The organism is Lampropedia aestuarii, assembly GCF_004803635.1.
In the GTDB taxonomy this organism is placed as follows: domain Bacteria; phylum Pseudomonadota; class Gammaproteobacteria; order Burkholderiales; family Burkholderiaceae_C; genus Lampropedia; species Lampropedia aestuarii.
Map to the genome: position 1 here is coordinate 264,631 of NZ_SSWX01000002.1, position 17,494 is coordinate 282,124.

The 17,494-nt window shown below is 55.2% G+C and carries 4 protein-coding genes and 1 pseudogene; 2 read left to right on the top strand and 3 right to left on the bottom strand.

Annotated features, from left to right (window positions below; all coding sequences use genetic code 11):
* Positions 1 to 80 precede the first annotated feature (80 nt).
* Positions 81 to 10,868: a PLxRFG domain-containing protein gene (locus tag E8K88_RS02560; RefSeq protein WP_136405072.1), complete on the bottom strand. Its 10,788-nt coding sequence runs from the start codon at positions 10,866 to 10,868 to the stop codon at positions 81 to 83.
* A 530-nt stretch (positions 10,869 to 11,398) separates the two neighbouring features.
* Here E8K88_RS02560 and E8K88_RS02570 point away from each other — a divergent pair.
* Positions 11,399 to 13,918 (top strand): DEAD/DEAH box helicase, encoded by a 2,520-nt coding sequence (locus tag E8K88_RS02570; protein ID WP_136405073.1) that lies wholly within the window; start codon positions 11,399 to 11,401, stop codon positions 13,916 to 13,918.
* Positions 13,919 to 14,313: 395 nt separating this feature from the next.
* Positions 14,314 to 14,985 carry a hypothetical protein gene (locus tag E8K88_RS02575; RefSeq protein ID WP_136405074.1) on the top strand — a complete coding sequence of 224 codons (672 nt, stop codon included), beginning with the start codon at positions 14,314 to 14,316 and terminating at the stop codon, positions 14,983 to 14,985.
* Positions 14,986 to 15,086: 101 nt separating this feature from the next.
* Here the strand turns inward: E8K88_RS02575 and E8K88_RS02580 are convergent.
* Together E8K88_RS02580 and E8K88_RS02585 are read right to left on the bottom strand one after the other, a co-directional pair.
* A pseudogene (locus E8K88_RS02580) lies at positions 15,087 to 16,069 on the bottom strand (IS481 family transposase).
* Between the two features lie 126 nt (positions 16,070 to 16,195).
* Positions 16,196 to 17,494, bottom strand: a complete 1,299-nt coding sequence (locus tag E8K88_RS02585; RefSeq protein WP_136405075.1) for a Y-family DNA polymerase — start codon at positions 17,492 to 17,494, stop codon at positions 16,196 to 16,198.

Here is a 17,494-nt window from a genome sequence, read left to right on the forward strand (position 1 = left end):
GCCTTGACATTGATGTACTTGCGATTTTTCATAGCCTGATTGAAACACCTTTGCAACTCTGGAACAAACCCCATGCAGGTTCACTGATTCGCCTCGGCGGCCATCGCTCGCATTTGCTGGCGGATAGCTTTTGGTGATGTGTCCTGAATGCGCTGTGTTCGATCCTTTTCCATGTTGCGCACGCGCTTCCAAATGTCCGGCATCTTGATGATGATGCGCTGGTCAGGGTTGTTGCGGTTCCAGGCCTCAAGCCTGGATCTGACATTGGCCAATGCCGACTCATCTTTCTCAAAAAGCGCCGCGGCCCACTGTGCCTTGATTTCGCTGCTGGTGGTCGTGTAAAAACTGCGACTGCGCAGCATGAAGCTGTTGGTTTCCTGGACTTCCGAAACGCTTTTAGGTTGAAAGCCCGCCGCCTTCGATAGCGCCTCGGTCAACGTGGTGTCGAGCACCTTGTATCCTTTGGTGTCCTTATACATGCCACTGACAGCCATATCCACGCCCTTGGCCGCGTTGCGCACTGCGTTGGGCGACACTTCCAGTGCTGCGCCAGCAACGTCGCCAGTCAGCAACTTGCGTGCGCCAGTGAAGCCGCGCGATATCAAGTCGCCGGCTGGCCCCACGACTTCCAACAAGTCACGCTCGCGGCTTTGCTTGCTCAAGAAAAGGCCGGTACCGGGAATCAGGTTGCCCAGACCCAAACGGCCAGACACATCGATTGGCGCACCTGGTAGGCCCGACATACCTTGCTCAAAGAACTCGCCCAGCTCGGCGCCAATCGTGCTCTGCAGGAACTCCTTTCGCCACTGCTTTGCACTGATGTTGTAGCCCATCAGCTGGCCAGCGCCATCAATCAGGTCTTCAGCATCCTCCACAAATGGCAGGCCGCCAGCGCCAGCGGTCAACATCAGCATGGCAATCGACCAGCCCACGGCGCGGCGCGCTGCTGCACGGCGTGGCGCGTAGGCGTCATCACCCTCACCAGCCTGGCGCGGCGGGTTCCACATGCGGTTCATCAGCTCCAGATAGGAGACGCTGTACGTTTTAAACGTAAACAAAGTCCCGCCGATAGCCCCGCGCGCCCAGCGCGGTTTGTTGGCCTTCGAGTAAAGAAACTGGGTTTCCAGCACCGCATCACGGGCAAACTGGCCGGGATTGGCCATGCCCTGCTCTTTGGCAATGCGGTACGCGGCAATGAAGGTGCTGCGGCGGTTGAACTGCTCGGCCAGGGCGAAAGGTTGGCCCCACGCCACTTTGACGCGCTCCCAGTTGTTTGCCATAGCTGCGCGTGCATCGCCTGACTTGGTGCCGTCTCCCGCGCGCAGCGATCCGGTACCACGCGCCTGGGCCATCAGTTGGTGGATCTCTTGCGGGCTCACCGTGCCGTCTTCCACCGCCTCATGCAAGGCCTTGGCCAGGTCGGGCTCGTATTGGTAGCCCTTTGTGCCCATGTCCTTGAGTGCCCGCGTCATTTGCTTTGCCGCATTGGCCATGCCGCCGTATTGCGACAGCCAAGGCATGGTGATCTGGAATGGCTGCATCATGTTGACCGCAGCTGAAGCCACCGAACCGCCCAGGTACTGCGCAAACAAGAAGCCACGAATTGCCTGGCCTTCATCCTGTGGATCTTGGATGTAACTGCGCAAGCTCATAGCCGCGTCGCGCAGCTCGCCCTTTTCCTTGGGGATGGCCTCGACTGCCGTTTCCATGGTGCCGGCATTCAGCCCGCCCGAACCCAAGCGGGCATTGGAATACACGAAACTGGCCAGCACGCGGCCGACGTCCTCGCTGTAACCGTCAATGCCCTTGCGATGAATCAGGCGCTTGAGGGCGCTGTGGTTGTTCTTGGCCAACTGCAGGTACGCCTGGAATGCCTTGTCTTTAGCCTCGTTGCCGTCGCTCTTGAGCCCCAGCATCGAGCCGAATTGCTCCAGGCTCTCAGGGGTAATGCCTTGGAACAGCTTGAATGCCTGCTGGCTCATGGTGCCTTGAGTGACTGTCGCACCAGGGAATACCGTGGCCATTTTGATTCGCATCAGGTTGGCCTCGCGCTTGCTCTCAAACATACCGAAGTATTGGCGCTCGCCAGCCTGGTCAACCACATCTACGGTGTATTGACCAAAGCGCGACAGCGGCGCGTAGCCGTAATCCATCAGGCCTTTGGCCGTTTCGTAGCGGTTCACCACCGAGTTATTGATTGCCAGCAAGCGATCTGCCATGTCTGGGCGCTCTTTGGCTTCTGTCTGCAGCGTCTCGACCACCAGGTCAAAGGCATCTTTGAGCATGGGTTGCTCCAGCACCAGCTCTCGCAAATCAGCAAATTCATCACCCAGCATGCGCAGCATGTCGGTGCGGGCGGTCATGTCGATACTACGGTCAATGGCGCCACGGGCCTCGCGGTACAGACTCACTTGCTGCTCGGTCAGGCCAAACCTGTCTTTAAGCTCTGAATCAGTCCACACCACACCAGGCTTGAGGAGGTCTCGCTCAAACTTCCCATTTACAACGGCATCAAATTGACCGACTGGCATGCCGCTCCACATTTTGAGCACCTGATCGGACACCTTGCCCGAGCGCATGAGCATTGCGGCTTTCTCGGCAGTTGGCGTGTCGCTGTACTTTTTAGACAGCTCATCTACCAGCATTGGCTTGCCATCCATGTCGCGCGCCCACATCAGCGTGCCCTCGAACAGCGGTTTGGCCACGGCTTTGTTGTCAGCTGCGGTGATCGGCTTTTTCTTCAGGTCGCCCAGGCTTTCCACACGCGGCATGAGGCGCGGCGCCGCGTCGGCCGCATCATTGGCCAGCATGGACACGTCATCAATAAAACGCTGCGCTGATTCAAACACCGGCTTGAACTCAGGCGCGCGCAACGCCAGGTTGCGCATGGTGCCTACGGTTTTATCCCAAAGTGACACCTTACCAGGATGTGTAAAGGTGTGGCTTAGTTGGTCCAGAGCGCTTTTTTTAATGCCCTCAATCGCCTCTGTACTAAAAAAATCAACATCCTCTTGAGGCTCGATCTTGCTTGCTTTGGCCAAGGCAGCTACACTGACCCCTGACGGCCCCGATCCAGTAGGATGCACCGGCCCGGTGGAAACATCGGGAGCGACTCCAAACATTTCGGGGCCGTTTTCTATTTGCAACGCAGTAACATCGTAAAACTTGTGCGGAATCCCATTCGGATCAAGCAAAGCCTCACGCACAGTAATCTTGGCCGCATACACTTTGCCACCCACCTCTAAAGGTGCCACGAGCGTGTGCATCATTCGCGTTTTGTGCGCCTTACGCTCATCAGGTGCTGACTCTTGCACTTTCACCGCGTTTTTAATCAAATCCGGCAGCGCCTTCACAATTTCCGTGCGCCAACCGTCTCGCAAATTGCCAGAAGTCGCAAAAGCAGTATTGCGTCCCTCTGAAGAAAACTGAATCTGCACACCCATGTCATCATTTGCAAAGGCCTTGCCTTGCAAATTAGTGTTGTACCAAGCGCCAGCAAGCTCTCTCAATTGCTTTTGGCTACCATCCCACCCTTCCAGCGCCAGCTTTACTGGCTCTAAGGTACGAGACTCTGCCATGTGTGCATCCGCAGGCGTATTGCGCTGTGCAAGCACCGCGCGCACTCGCATGTCTTCACGCATCACATTGACCCCGATGTCCAGCGCCCTGGAAAGTGCATCAGTAGCGTTATTGGGCAGGCCAAGAATATTTTTTAGCACCCGCAAAAAGGCATCCCATGCTGACTTGGCTATATTGCCAGCCGGCGCGTCGATATTCTTGAGAAATCGCTGAAAGTCCGGGTTGGTGAAGGCCTCCGCTGCAAACTCGCGCACGTTCTTCATCCCGTAGTACCCAGCCGACCCATGGCGCTTTTTAACGTGTTGGTACAGCTTGGACATCTGCAGGGATGGCAGGCTGTTTTGGTGCAATGCGCGAATCGTCACCGCGTGCACGAACTCATGCATGAATATCTGCTCGGCACGGCTCTGGGCCTCTGGCCCCATCACTAAGGCGTCTCGCTTTGCGCTGTAGTAGGCAAGCCCGCCCTTTACCTCATTTTCAAACACCAACACTGGGTTAGCCTTGGCTTTGCCCATCAGTTTTGCCAGCTGTCTGTAGAATGGATCGCGCGAACCATTGGCGATCATGCCCAGCACATCGCTCGCAGGCTTGCCCTCTTGGACCATCGCCATGATGGCGCGGTCAAATGGCGTGCCTTTTTGTGTCAGTTTGCGCGGAAGGGCTCCGAAGGCATCAATGTCGCCATCAGGCACGCCGACAGCGGCCACCGGCTTGTCGATCACCACCATGCGCGCGGCCACGCCAGTGTTCACAGGTAGGCTCGGATCCATGAAAGAGCCATCTGGTAGCTTCTCATTCGTGGCGCCACGCTCAACCAGCCAAGAGCGGAAGGCCTCTGCGCGTTTGTTGGACTGAAAGAAAGCGCCCTCGCCCATGATTGACACAATCCGGCCACCTGGGCGCAGCAAGCTGTAGGCGTGCATGACGTGCTGGATGTCGCGGCCTTCGGAGAATGGCGGGTTCATCACAATGCGGTCATACCCGGACCATGAGCCGTTTTGAGCGATACCGGTCAGTTCGCCACGGTCGTATAGACCAAGACGCTTGCCGTCTGCATCCTCCAAACGCACGCGCTGGCTCCCCATGCTTCCTACACCGCGCATCGTTCCCTCGACGCCATCGGGAGCACGAAAGGTGTCTCCATATGTGAAGAAGCGCCGCGGCTCCAGGGTTAGGAAGTCATCAACCTCGGCCAAATGAAACCCCTTGGCCTCCAGAAGCTCGCGACGGCTGCCCGAAAGCTCCACCACGTCAGGCCACACGCCAGAATCTGCAACGATGGCATCAGCGATGTGGCCCATGCCAGCTGAAGGCTCCAGCACAGCCATGCCTTCGGTGATTTCTGCAGCGTCTAGCATGCTCTGCACCACCGCTGGGCTGGTCGGGAAGAAGTCCAAACCGTCATTGGCGCGGCCCACCATGGAGCGCTCCAACTCCTTGATCCGGTCTGGCGAGCCCATTTCCTGCTGCAACGATGCCAGCTCGCGCAAGGCACTGCGGAACTCTGCAGGCGTCTTAATGCCCATTCGCTCCAAGCGTTTGCGGTTGTCGTAGGCGCTCTCCAACTGCCATGGGATGGCCAGCTCTTTGCTGCCCTTGCGCTTGCCCAGCTTGACCAAGCCCTCGACAAACTCCAAGCCCAGACGCATGCGCTTGTCACCGTCGCCTTGCCACAGCCCCTGCTGCATGGCCTCGCCTGGTGAAAGAATGACGCGGTTTTGGCCGCGCTTGATAGGCAGCACAATGGCTTTGCCCACCAGTCCGCTGCGCTTGATGGCGCGCTCGGCCGTTTCTTTATTGGCGAATTCTGCAAAGCCGCCATCCGCCTTGTTGCCGAAGTGGCTCACGCGTAGCAGGTTCTCTTTGGCCCAGCTGGTATAGGCATCGGTCACATCATCAGCAGCCTTGGCCAGCAGCGCGCCCATCTTCTTGCCGCCGTCAACTTCCTGCAACTGACGCGCCAGGTTCGCCAGATCACTGCGGAACATTTCAAAGCGGGGAAATTCTGCGAAATCCACCGTTTCGCCATCGATCGGCTCGCCGCTGCGCTTCATGCGTTCGCCGTACTCAGGGTACTTAGCCTGCAGCTGACTGCTCTTTGCATTGCGCAGCTGGCCCATCAGGTATTCGACCTGTGTCCGCTGACGCACCCCGTCCAGGAACTGGGCCTTGCCATCGTCAATAGCTTTGGCGATGTTGCGCATCGTGCCCGCCAAAGCTTGCTGCATGCGTGCAGCTGCCTCAGCAGAAGCAGCAAATCGTGCACGGCGTTCAGTGTTCACCTTGCGATCAGCGCCCAGCGCATCTGCGGCGCGCTCATCCAGCGCCTCGGCCATGGTGCGCAGGCGCTCGGCCGCGCTCTGGCTCTTGTCATCATCAAAAGCATCGCGGCGCTGACTCGCCAACTCCTGCGCCTGTGTGGTATCACCGGCCATCAGTTTCTGGAAGGCCTCGGCCGCCTCTCGGGTGCGGAACTGGAAGCCTGGAATCGCGCCATTGCCGCGATAACTGCTGTAGCTGCCACCAAGCTGCTTGGCGCTGGCATTGAGGGTGTCATAGGCATCACGCTCCACGCGATCAGCCAGCGCCACCACAAATAGGTCGTGCCCTTTCTTGGTGTGCTTGGTGGCGACGACTTCACCAGCCGTAGTGTTGCCTGCGCTCTGCACAGAAGTCAGCGCCTTGCGTTTAGCTGCCTCGCGCGCCTCTTTGGTCTGCGCTGCCTCCAACGCGTCAAACTGCTGGCGTTGCTCTGGTGTCAGTCGCAAGAATGCGGCCGTTCCCGAATCACCCTGATCGATCCAATGCTTCAAAAATCCTCGGAAGTCCTGCAAGGTCTTTGGGCTGGCAAGCGCTGCTGCCTTTGCTTCTCGTTCGGCCTTGAATTCGTCACGGATCGATTTGATTTCCGCCGCGCGCTTGCTCAAATCTTCAGCCGTTGTGTTGGCTACCAGCTCGCGCAAGGCCTCGGCTTGTTTTGCGCGGTGCGCGCTCATGCCGCTTGAACTCAAGACATGGCTGCTCGGGCCATAGCTGCGCCCCAAGGCGTAAGTCTTCATCATTTCAGCGTAGGCCGCTGCCACGATGTCGGCTTTCTTTTCTCCCTTGTTGCGATAGGCAAAGACCGTCCCGCCAGCGCGCAGAAGCTCGTCCTTGGTCAATTTTTCCAACTCGGCAACCACTGCGTCGCGGTTGGTCTCCAGGTCGGCAAATGCGCTCTTGTACTCATCCAGGTTCAGAGTGCCTGCGCTGATGCCGGCCTCAATGGCGTTGTGACGAGCAAGAAAAGCAATAGGCTCAGGCGCTGCGATGGCCTTCTCCACCGTGAACGTCACGCGGCGGCCTGCCGCCATATCCGCCTTGAAGGACGTGCGCCCACCATCGACTGGGTCAAACACATGCACATCACCTCTTGGGGAGATGCTTTCAACCAGCAAAGGCACTCCGCCCCTCACATAGTCAAAATCCTTTGATGCCGTGATCGTGTCGCCTTGAACGGCTCCATTAAGGTAATCAGCCGAAATCTCGGCGATTTTTGCCTCTGCAGCTTTGGCAACCACACCTCTGAGCTTCTTTGCTGACACGCTATTAGGTTTTTCGATCACCACCTTACGCATGCCACCCTCACGCATAACCATGCGTTGACCGTCCACGATGCTCTTGAAGTCCTTGGATGCGGCTTTCCACTCCTCCATGGTCATGCGCACCGGCTCTTCGGGCTTCGCCTTGGCCTTCTCCGTCTCGCGGGCTGCGGCGTCCTCTGCTGCCTTGCGCTCACGCGCGGCGCGCATCTTGTCCACCACGGATTGGCTGATCTCGGCCGCGCGCGCTGTCAGCTCAGCCATACGGGCCTTTGCGTAGTCGCCCAGGTTGTGCAGCTTGATGACGGACTTGGCCGCTTCAATGAACTTCTGCGCCTCTATGGCGTTCTCTTCGGCCAGGCGCTGCGCTAGCCGGTCGAGCCCTTTATCCACCTCGGCACGCGGCTTGGCGAACTCGTCGTAGTCGGCGGGATAGGCATACCCGAAGTCGACGCCATGCTGCTGGCCGTCCACCCGGAACTTGCGCTCTGCATGCGAGATCCCTGTGATGACGCCTGTTCCGTATGGCTTCTGTGTCCCGGCAATCTTGACGGTTTCGCCCCGAGCGAACGTCACGGGGGCAACGTCCCCGCCGTCGTTCGCGCGCATCAGGGTGAAGTGGTCGCGGTCGTTTGTGGCACTAGCACCCGTATTCGCTTCTTTCCCTGTAGCTTCCGGCGCAGCATCGGCGCTGTTGCCGGTCAAATTTGAAGCAGAATTTGCGAAAGGTGCCATCGGCTTCAAGATGCTGGGAACCACGGCCGGCTGTTCGCCGAACAGATACATCAACATGCTTTCGCGGTCGCTGTCCGTGAGCACGCCAGACTTCAGCAGCGTGGTGGCCTTAAAGATCGGCGCATTGAATGTGTCGCCCCGGCTCTCAGCTTCTGCCACCGCGTTGTCGATCAGCCATTGAGAGGCGTAGCGCTCGCCCTTCTGTTTCGGGTGGGGACTGGTGGAGCGCCCTGAGCTGGTGGTGAAGGTGTCGCCCGGCATGATGGGGTCACCATCGACGGCGCGGCCCTCGTCGTTCATCGCCCGAGGTGCGGCAGGCGACTTTGCTACCTTTTTGACCGCAGTCTTTGGCACCTGGTTTGCGCTTGGCGAAGCCTTTACTGCCGCCAATGCTTGCTCGACCGGGGCATCCAACACGATGGCTTTGACCTGCTTGCCATCCTCTGCAGCACCTACTGCCTGGTGGTGGCCATCAATAATGTGACCATCGCTAGTCACAATGACGGCGCGATCGCCCCCTGCCGTTTTGGCAGCCGCCACCTTGGATGGCGAATACTCGGCCTGGGTAGGTTTAAGCTCTGCCGCATCCACGGTCTTGGTTTCATGGCCAATGCCCTGAGCATTCAAGTGCTTGACCAGGCCGCCATGGTTGGCAGTGGGAACTTGGGGCATGTCAGCGCGCGGGATGCCCAATGTTCCCGTCTCTGGCGCGAAAGCCTTTTCATCACCTACCACTGGCGCTGCCTGAGCTTTTATGGCGTCGGCAATCTTGCCCTGCAGTTTGCTATTTAGCTTCTCCCACTGAGACTTTGGCAGATTTTTTGCGATGACCGGTGCTACGCCATCCAAGCGCGCCGCCAGCGCGGATCGTTCTGCGGCAGGCATGCGGGCCCACTGTGCACCTGCATCGGTAATTCGCTGTTTTGGGTCAACGGCTTGCGGCTGAGCTTGCGTCGTTGGCGTCGTGCCATCTTGACTGACATTGTTTTGAGTCGCGGTGGCGCCATTGGCAGTTGCTCCTTCTGTGGTTGCTGGTTGCGCGGCTGTCGCGCGGGCTTGAATCGCTTTCTGAATCTTTTCCTGGCGGCCATGTTCACCTGGCAGCAGGCTGGCCAGCTGGTGCAGCTCGCCCGTGGTCATCTCGGCCAGCTTTTTGCGATTGAGCTGGGCCAATGTCGCCAAGTTAGCGCCCTTAGCTTTTGATCCTGGCGCGAGGGGCGAAGATTCACCTCCACCTTGCACCTCAATACGCGCAGGAACCGGCCCTGCATCCTCTTGCACGCTGGCAAATGCACCATCGGCAACATCGGGCATTTCACCGGCGGCCAGGTCTTCATCCAGTTCGGCCTGCAGAGCTTCTTGCTCGCGACGCGCACGACGACTCTGCAACTCGACCGCAAGCTCTTGACGCACCGACTTGCCTTGAGCGCTTTTAAAGGCATTTCTTAGTTGTTCATCCGACCAATCTGCAAACTCTGCAGCCAATTGAACGCCAAGAATTTCCCCGGTCTCTGGATCTACCGTGGTACTGGCCTTCTCTACTTTTTGGCGCGCCGCCTTCATGTCGATCGCATCCTGCGCCGCCGTCTGCAGGACTTCAGATTCGGTAGACTCGGGCTTGGCCTGGGCATGTGCAGCAGCTGTGTCTTGTTGCTGCTGCAATTGATCGCTCACGCCTGAATCAACTGCATGCGCCGCGCCGGCAGACAATGGCCCCGCGTTTGGGTCAATGCCCATTTGCTCAGAAGGCTTTGGCGTGACCAACTCTGGCTGGCTGAAATCCAGTGCCTGATCAATTCGGTCAGCATCCAACCTGGTGGGCGGATTCACGCCGGCCTGCATCAGCCGCTCTTCATCCAGAACCGGGGCACGGCCCTGCTCTGAGCGCGCCTGCTCTTGCAGCTGCTGGATGAATGCGGCACGCAGCGCGTCTTTGCCTGTCGGCGCCGGTGCTTCTGATTCCACCTCTACGGCACCAGGCTGCACTGGTTGCTCCTGGGCTCCACTTCTAGAGGTCACGCCTTTAAAGCCTGCAGCGCCAGCCCCCATAGCGCCGCCCGTCAAGACGCCCATTACGACCGCCGAATCAAGGTCATCCGTCCAGTTATCGCCAAGGGCAATGTTTTGCAGGATCTGCTCAGTGACCGATTGCGGCAGCTCTTCAAACACGCCTTCGGCAATTGCGCCTTTGACCATTGCCGCTGGAATAGCGCGCAATGCAGTTTGTGTTGCTTGGGCAGTCGCTGGGTCGGCAACTGGATCGCGCAGCGCTTTCGCGCCTTGGGCGATCATGATGTCAGCATCACCCACACCGAGCTTTTGCGAAAGCCTGTTGCCAAAGGCACCAAATGCACCACCCAGAACGCCTGTGCCTACTGACAGGAGCGATTGCACCGGTGTGATTAAGCCGTCTTCAGTCTCTTGCCTGATCGCCGCTGCTTGGGCGCCTGCCATCACTGCACCCTCGCCTGCCGCGCTAGCAAACGCAGCACCTTTTGCGCCAGCTTGGCCAAGCCGTGTCGCGGCCATCAGGCCTCGTGCCGCCACGCCACCAGCACCCATGGCACCTAGCGACTCGCCAACGCCCTCAAGAATCAGGCTTGGATTCTGTATCGCCGTTTTGGCCTTGTCGACGAACCCCTCGGCTTCCTCAAACTTGCGATGCGCTTCGCGAGATTGATCAGACTTGATGTTCTCGTTGACAAGATGCTTGGCTTCGGCGGGCTTAAAACCAACTTTTTCTTCAAGAAACTTGCCTACGCGGCCGCCTGTGGGAATGTCGGCTAGACCGACAACAGCCTCGGGAACTGAGATAGCAGCGTTAAGCACCGTGCCAGCAATGTCACGAGCCATGCCCGTGACGCTTCGACCTTCGGGCTCAAAGCCCATATCTTCTTCACTCAGGAAGCGCTGCTTCTTATCCGGGCTATCTGGCGACTGGCTTGTTGAGCCATCTGCCGTGATTCCCATGTCCGCATCGGTAAGATACTTTGGTTTTGATTTGTCTTGTTCCATCCCCGCAGCATCGCGTGCGGGGATGAAAGATCAAAACCCTATGCGGGTAGCCATGCTCGCCACCAGTTGTGCTCGAACATCTAACTCTCTCGGAAAACACAAATGTGAGTTTTTTCGCCAAAACACGCCAAGATGTATCTTATAGTTGCATTGTGTTTATTATTAACATTTAAAACTCCAATGCACGCGAAAATTCTTGCTCCCTTAGCCATCGCACTTTTAGTCAGTGCTTGTTCATCACCACAGCCTACTTGGCGAAAAGCCAGTGTCACGCCAGATGATACAAAGAGTGCTTTGGCTCAGTGCAAGTATGACGTGGGCCTTAGCAAGGTAGCTGAGGCAAAAGAGCAAGAACTTGTTCGTAGCTGCATGGAATCTAAAGGCTTTAGGTGGGTCACATATTGATCCACCTAAAGTTACGAGCTGCGCCACCGGAGACTAGGGGTGAATCATAATTATTACATGAAACTTACAAGTATAGGCACATGGTTAATTTCAAAAAACACCTCGCTGGCACGGTCGTGGCCAAGCCGATCGATCCCGTAACCCTTTATGGCACGCTCGATCGTGAGCATGATAAAGGCCCCTTACGTCCAGCACAAGAAGCGGTCCTAAGGGCTTGGCACCAGAATCAGTCCAAGACACGCGATGTGATCGTAAAACTTCACACCGGACAAGGTAAGACACTGGTCGGTCTGCTGATGCTCCAGTCACGTCTTAATGCTGGAAAATCCCCTGTTGTCTATCTCTGCCCGGATAATTTTCTGATAAACCAGACCTGCGAACAGGCTAAACAGTTTGGCATCCGGACTTGTACAAGCGATGCCGATCTGCCTGAAGAATTTATCAATGGCGATCGCATCTTGGTCACGTCCGCGAGTAAGCTTTTCAACGGCATGACCAAATTCGGCTTGAATCATCAGTCTATTCAGCTTGACACCGTCCTCATGGACGACGCACATGCCTGTGCCGACCGAATCCGTGAACAATGCCGCATTCGTATCCCTAGGGAGGAGCCCGCCTACGCGGGGCTTCTGGCGCTGTTCAATACCGAGCTCGAACAACAAGGTGCAGGTACGTTTGCCGAGATTGAGCAGGCAAAAAGGGACGCCTTCCTTCCGGTACCATATTGGAGCTGGCTCACATACGAGAGCGAGATTGCCTCCATCCTAGCCCAAAATTCTGACCGCAAATCGATCAAATTCGCATGGCCGCTACTGAAGGACATGCTCAAGCATTGCCAGTGTATCGTCTCAGGCGCGGCGATCGAGATAGAGCCCTATGTGGCTCCACTCAATGCATTTGGTTCATACGCCAAAGCGGCACACCGAATCTTCATGTCGGCGACGGTGACCGACGATGCCTTTCTGGTGAAGGGGCTTCAACTTTCACCGGAGACCATTTCGAACCCTCTGACCTATACTGAGGAAACTTGGTCTGGCGAGAAGATGATTCTTCTACCATCGATTATTCATGAAGATCTCGATCGCGAGAGCCGCGTTAAATGGCTGGCGACGCCTGGGGAAAATCGAAAATTTGGACGTGTCGGTTTGATTCCTAGCCATTCACGCTCAAAAGATTGGGAATCTCATGGCGCGAGAATTACCGACAAGAACAATGTCGACGTCGTCATAGACGGACTCCGCAAAGGAAATTACGAGCAGACCGTGGTGCTTGTGAATCGTTATGACGGCATTGATCTACCCGATTCGACATGCCGTATCCTGATGTTCGATTCTAAACCTTTCTCAGAAAGCCTGATCGATCTTTATGCTGAACGGGTGCGACCTAACTCCAAGGCGACGCTCACTAAGACGATGCGCACGATCGAACAGGGTATGGGGCGTAGCGTTCGTGGAGAGAAAGACTACTCCGTAATCATCGTCGTCGGAACGGAGCTTGTGCGCACCCTTCGCGATGCGTCATCCCGTTTTTATCTCTCGCCCCAGTTCGCTAAACAAATCGAGATAGGGCTCGAACTTGGAAAAATGGCGAAGCAGGAAATTGCTGATGGTGAGGACCCAGCCAGCGCATTCAACGGTCTAATCAAGCAGTGCCTTACCCGCGACGACGATTGGAAGACATATTATGCTGAACAGATGGCAGGAGTCGCGCCAGCTGGCGCCAATAAGGCCATTCTAAATATTTATGCGACCGAACTGGAGGCCGAGAAGTACTACATAGCTGGCGACTATGGTGCAGCTACTGCAGTCCTGCAGCGCCTTCTCGACAGCGGCAGCCTAGATGCTGATGACAAAGGTTGGTATTTGCAAGAGCGAGCCCGCTACTTCTACAGCTCAGCGCGTCCTGATTCACAAAGTCAACAAAAAGCTGCCCATAAAAGCAATATGCTACTTCTTAAACCAGCGACCGGCGTGACGGTCACCCAACTGACGATGCGCAGCCAAGGGCGTGTCAATAGAGTCCAGAAATGGATCCAAAACTTTGATAATTATGGAGCTTTAGATGTCGCGGTTACGGATATTTTGGGACGGCTCGCGTTCGGCGTAAATGCCGACAAGTTCGAACATGCGTTTAACGAATTGAGCTTCGCGCTCGGATTTGCCGGAGAGCGCCCCGATGCGGAATGGAAGGAGGGCCCAGACAATCTTTGGGCACTCAATGACAAGCATTACCTCCTCATCGAATGCAAAAGTGAAGTCGACGTCACCCGTGCTGAGGTCACTCAGCGCGAAACCGAGCAGATGAACCGAGCCAGCGCCTGGTTTGACAAGCATTATCCAGGGTTCGAAGCAAAGAGGATCATCATCCACCCTGCGGGCAAGATACAAAGTGCTGCAGCCTTCACTCATTCGGTCGAGGGCATGCGTGAGCATGATCTCAAAAAACTCGTGAAATCGTGCCGAGCTTTCTTTAAGGCTTTCGAAGGGCTCAACTTCAACGATCTTTCAGACGAACATACGCAGAAATTGATTGATCTTCACAATTTGTCCGTGCCTGAGATCCTGTCCTCTTACTCGAAAAAGCTCAGGGAGCTGAAGTAGAGAATCTAAAAAGCATCCCATCGATCTAGGACGCGGCTGCCGAAATCGATGGATTCCACTGCGGATATTTGATGCAAAAGCGGATGATCGCCGCATGATATATGCGGTGTGGGCCGCATATATCAGCATGGCTGCCCATTTTCACCAGAACCTGATGTGTGAGACCAGAATCGATGGCCGGGCTGGATCGTGTTCGGTCGCTAAACATAGATACGGCTGTTCAGGCAACTCAGAAGATCTGAGGCACAAGATGCTCCTTAGCCGATGTAGATCACTGCCTTAGAAGTGCATTTACAACAGAAGGAATCTGAACCAAACTACCCTGAAAAGTCCCCCTAATCGACCATCTTCTGAGCCAAATTTTCATATACCTTAGAATAGAAAGCACAATAGTTATGCCAATTACAGATCTTAAGTCCAAAGCCATGTGTGACTCAAGCAGATATTTCGAAGAAAAAGCATTGCATGATCTTGAGGTTTCTGATCTGGCATTCATTCACTTAGATCGAATTCTTGGCTTCCAGCGACTATCAAACTGCACTCTTTATACTAGCCTTCATGATTTAATGAATACTGCACAAGCCTCCTTCAATAATAACAGAACCAGAATTTACACCCCACTGCTCGCATGCTTCGCTGTCTTAGATCAGATTGGAGGAGCATATGGCAGCAAATCAAAGTCAACAAATTATAGAGGGGGCATAAAAATTGCTCTTGATTTATTCGGAACATATACAGAAAATGAAATAGAAAAACTCTACGCACTTCGAAACGGCTTATATCATGACGGAAGCCTACTAAGCGTTAGCACCAATAAAAAAACTAATGTTATATTTCGTATATCTGAAGAAACGACGAACACCATAACCCATCCAAAACAAGAATGGGATGGAATTTATCATGACGACATAAACCAATACATCACAACCATCAATACAAAAAAATTCAAAAATGATATCGAAAATATAATTACAAAATGTACTAATGATCTCCTCACAGGATCTCTAGAAATGAAAATCAATTGTCCACGAGAATTTTTTTATAAATTCCTTTTTGCCAAAAAATAAAATCAAAAAATCATAATTTTAAAATCAGCCATCAAATTAACTACCAACATATTATTCTTCACCTCGGATTAATAAATTTTGGTTGCTCTTAAATTTTAAAATTACGTGTCAAGTCCCCGACGATCATGAGGTTTGTTTTTAAATAATTCAGGCTTCTTTTTGTACCAATCCTTCATCGCCTGCATGGGGGTGATTGCCCCGAGTGCTGACTGCGGGAATTGCTGGTTGTAGAGGTATACATAACGCTGCAGCGTTGAGGCCAAATCTTCGCTGTCATGAAAGTGATGGCTCTTGAGCACTTCACTGATCCTGCCATTAAAACGCTCGACCATGCCGTTCGTTTGTGGTGAACGCACAGCGTGAGGCGATGCTCAATGCCAAGCTGCTGGCAAAGCTGATCAAACTCGTGCTCGCCAGTAGGCTCTCTGCCGTTTTGGCCTTTCTTGCTGGAAAACAATCTGTCTGTGAATTCTTTGCCGTTGTCAGTCAGGATCTTCTGAATGTGCAGCGGGCAGGCTTTGTTCAGTGCCTGCAGAAATGCCTTGGCATTGGCTGCGGTCTTGCTCTTCTTGATCTGCACGAACACCCACCTTGTGGCCCTGTCAATAGCCACAAAGAGGTAGCTTCTGCTGCTCTCGTCTTGCATCTGAGGCAGGTATTTGACGTCGATATGGACAAAGCCAGGCTCATAGGCCTTAAATTTCTTTGCTGCTGGTTTTGGTGCCTTGGGAAGCAGTTCACGCAGATTACCAACCCCATGGCGGCGCAAACAGCGATCGAGTCCTGAGCGAGAGACGTCTGGGCAGACGAATTCGCGCATCACCGCCAATAGGTCATCGAGTGGCAGCAGCAAGGTTTTACGCAGATGCACTGCAATCATTTCTTGCCCATGGTTCATCACCGTTTGAAGTCGGTGGGCAGTATGGCTGCGATCCTCAAATGAATCGCGCCCTCTCCACTTGCGCACAGTCACTACGGTGATGCCAAAACGCCTAGCTAAGGCTGCATCGGTTTCTGTACTGGCGGCAATCTCGGCACGCACTGCTGGGGTCGTGCGTGCCATCTTGTGCAGAGAAATTTTCATTGCTGGGCTCCTTGCGATACAGGCTTCTTGGCCGCTTTGAGCGCTTCGCGAAGCTCTTGCAGAACCTCTCTTGCTCGAAATAACGGCCAGCGGGAAATGCTAATAGTATCGTCAGGGATGCGACAATTACGCCCTTGCTATAGCAACCTCAGCAAGCGACGTCGTGTAATGCGGCGTCCTGCGCTCTTGCCGCTTCTCCCATTTCTTTTTGCCCAACAATGCCGCGCCAAGCTGAATCGAACCGTGGCCAAATCGATCGGTCACGGCGTCGATCGCTTTCATGAGTCGCTTCGATTTCTCTGCGTCCTCAATGTCAAACAGACCCAGCTCGCTCTGGTGAATGGCCGCATCTTGCAGGTCCAGCAGCATCACTCCCGCCTTGCAGTAATTGATGCCTGGTTTGTAGAGGCGCTTCAGGCCAGCGAGCGCGGCGCTTGTGATCTGCAGTGTGTCTGCGCAAGGCCTCGAAAGAGGCACGACGATTGAACGCGAATACTGCGTGTCTTTAACTCTAAATGGACTTGTGCGCGCAAACACGAGGACTTGCCCGACGTTGCTGTTTTGCTTGCGAGCCTTGGCCGCCGCGCGAGTTGCAAACTCAGTGATTGCGCTTGCAAGCTCAGTGATTTCAGTCACTGGATGGCCGAAGCTCCGCGTGTGTGCGATCTCCTTTTTTGCAGCTGCTTCTTCGATACTGATGCATGACTGCCCATGAAGCTCGCGCCACGTGCGCTCGAGCACGACGCTCCACCGACTGCGCACGGTACCGGCGTCCAACTGCATGAATTGCCAGATCGTCTCAACGCCCGAGCTTTCAAGCTGCTTGCTGATGCGCCGGCCAATGCCCCAGACTTCACCTATCGCAGTGTTTTCATAGAGCAAGCGGCGCTGACGGTCGTTGAGGTCGACCAGATTACACACTTTCCCTAACCGCACAGGGTAGCTGCCCGGCTTACGATCCGTGGTCTTTGCGATGTAATTGGCCAGCTTGGCTAGAGTCTTTGTCGAACCGATTCCGACACATGTGGGTATTCCGGTCCACTGCAGAATTTTGGTCCTTGTGTCCCAGGCGCGCTGCGTAATCTCAGTCTTGCGCACACCGGCCAGGCCGATGAATGATTCATCAATCGAATAGATTTCTTGCTCGGGCCCCATCTCTGCTGCGAGAGACATCATGCGGGCGCTCATGTCTCCGTACAGCGTGAAGTTGGCCGAAAGCGCCACCAGGCCCGCCGTGCGCTCAAGGTCTTTAATCTGAAAGAATGGCGCTCCCATTTTGATGCCGAGTTGCTTGGATTCATCGCTACGGGCGATAGCGCACCCGTCGTTGTTCGACAGCACGACCATCGGCCGTCCCTGCAAGCGCGGCTGAAAAACTCGCTCGCAGCTGCAGTAAAAGTTATTGCCGTCGACAAGCGCAAACAT

Excerpts from the sequence above, each read along its gene's own strand:
- E8K88_RS02585 (WP_136405075.1), bottom strand. The coding sequence starts at position 17,494 with ATGTTTGCGCTTGTCGACGGCAATAACTTTTACTGCAGCTGCGAGCGA.
- E8K88_RS02570 (WP_136405073.1), top strand. The coding sequence starts at position 11,399 with ATGGTTAATTTCAAAAAACACCTCGCTGGCACGGTCGTGGCCAAGCCG.
- E8K88_RS02575 (WP_136405074.1), top strand. The coding sequence starts at position 14,314 with ATGCCAATTACAGATCTTAAGTCCAAAGCCATGTGTGACTCAAGCAGA.
- E8K88_RS02560 (WP_136405072.1), bottom strand. The coding sequence starts at position 10,868 with ATGGGAATCACGGCAGATGGCTCAACAAGCCAGTCGCCAGATAGCCCG.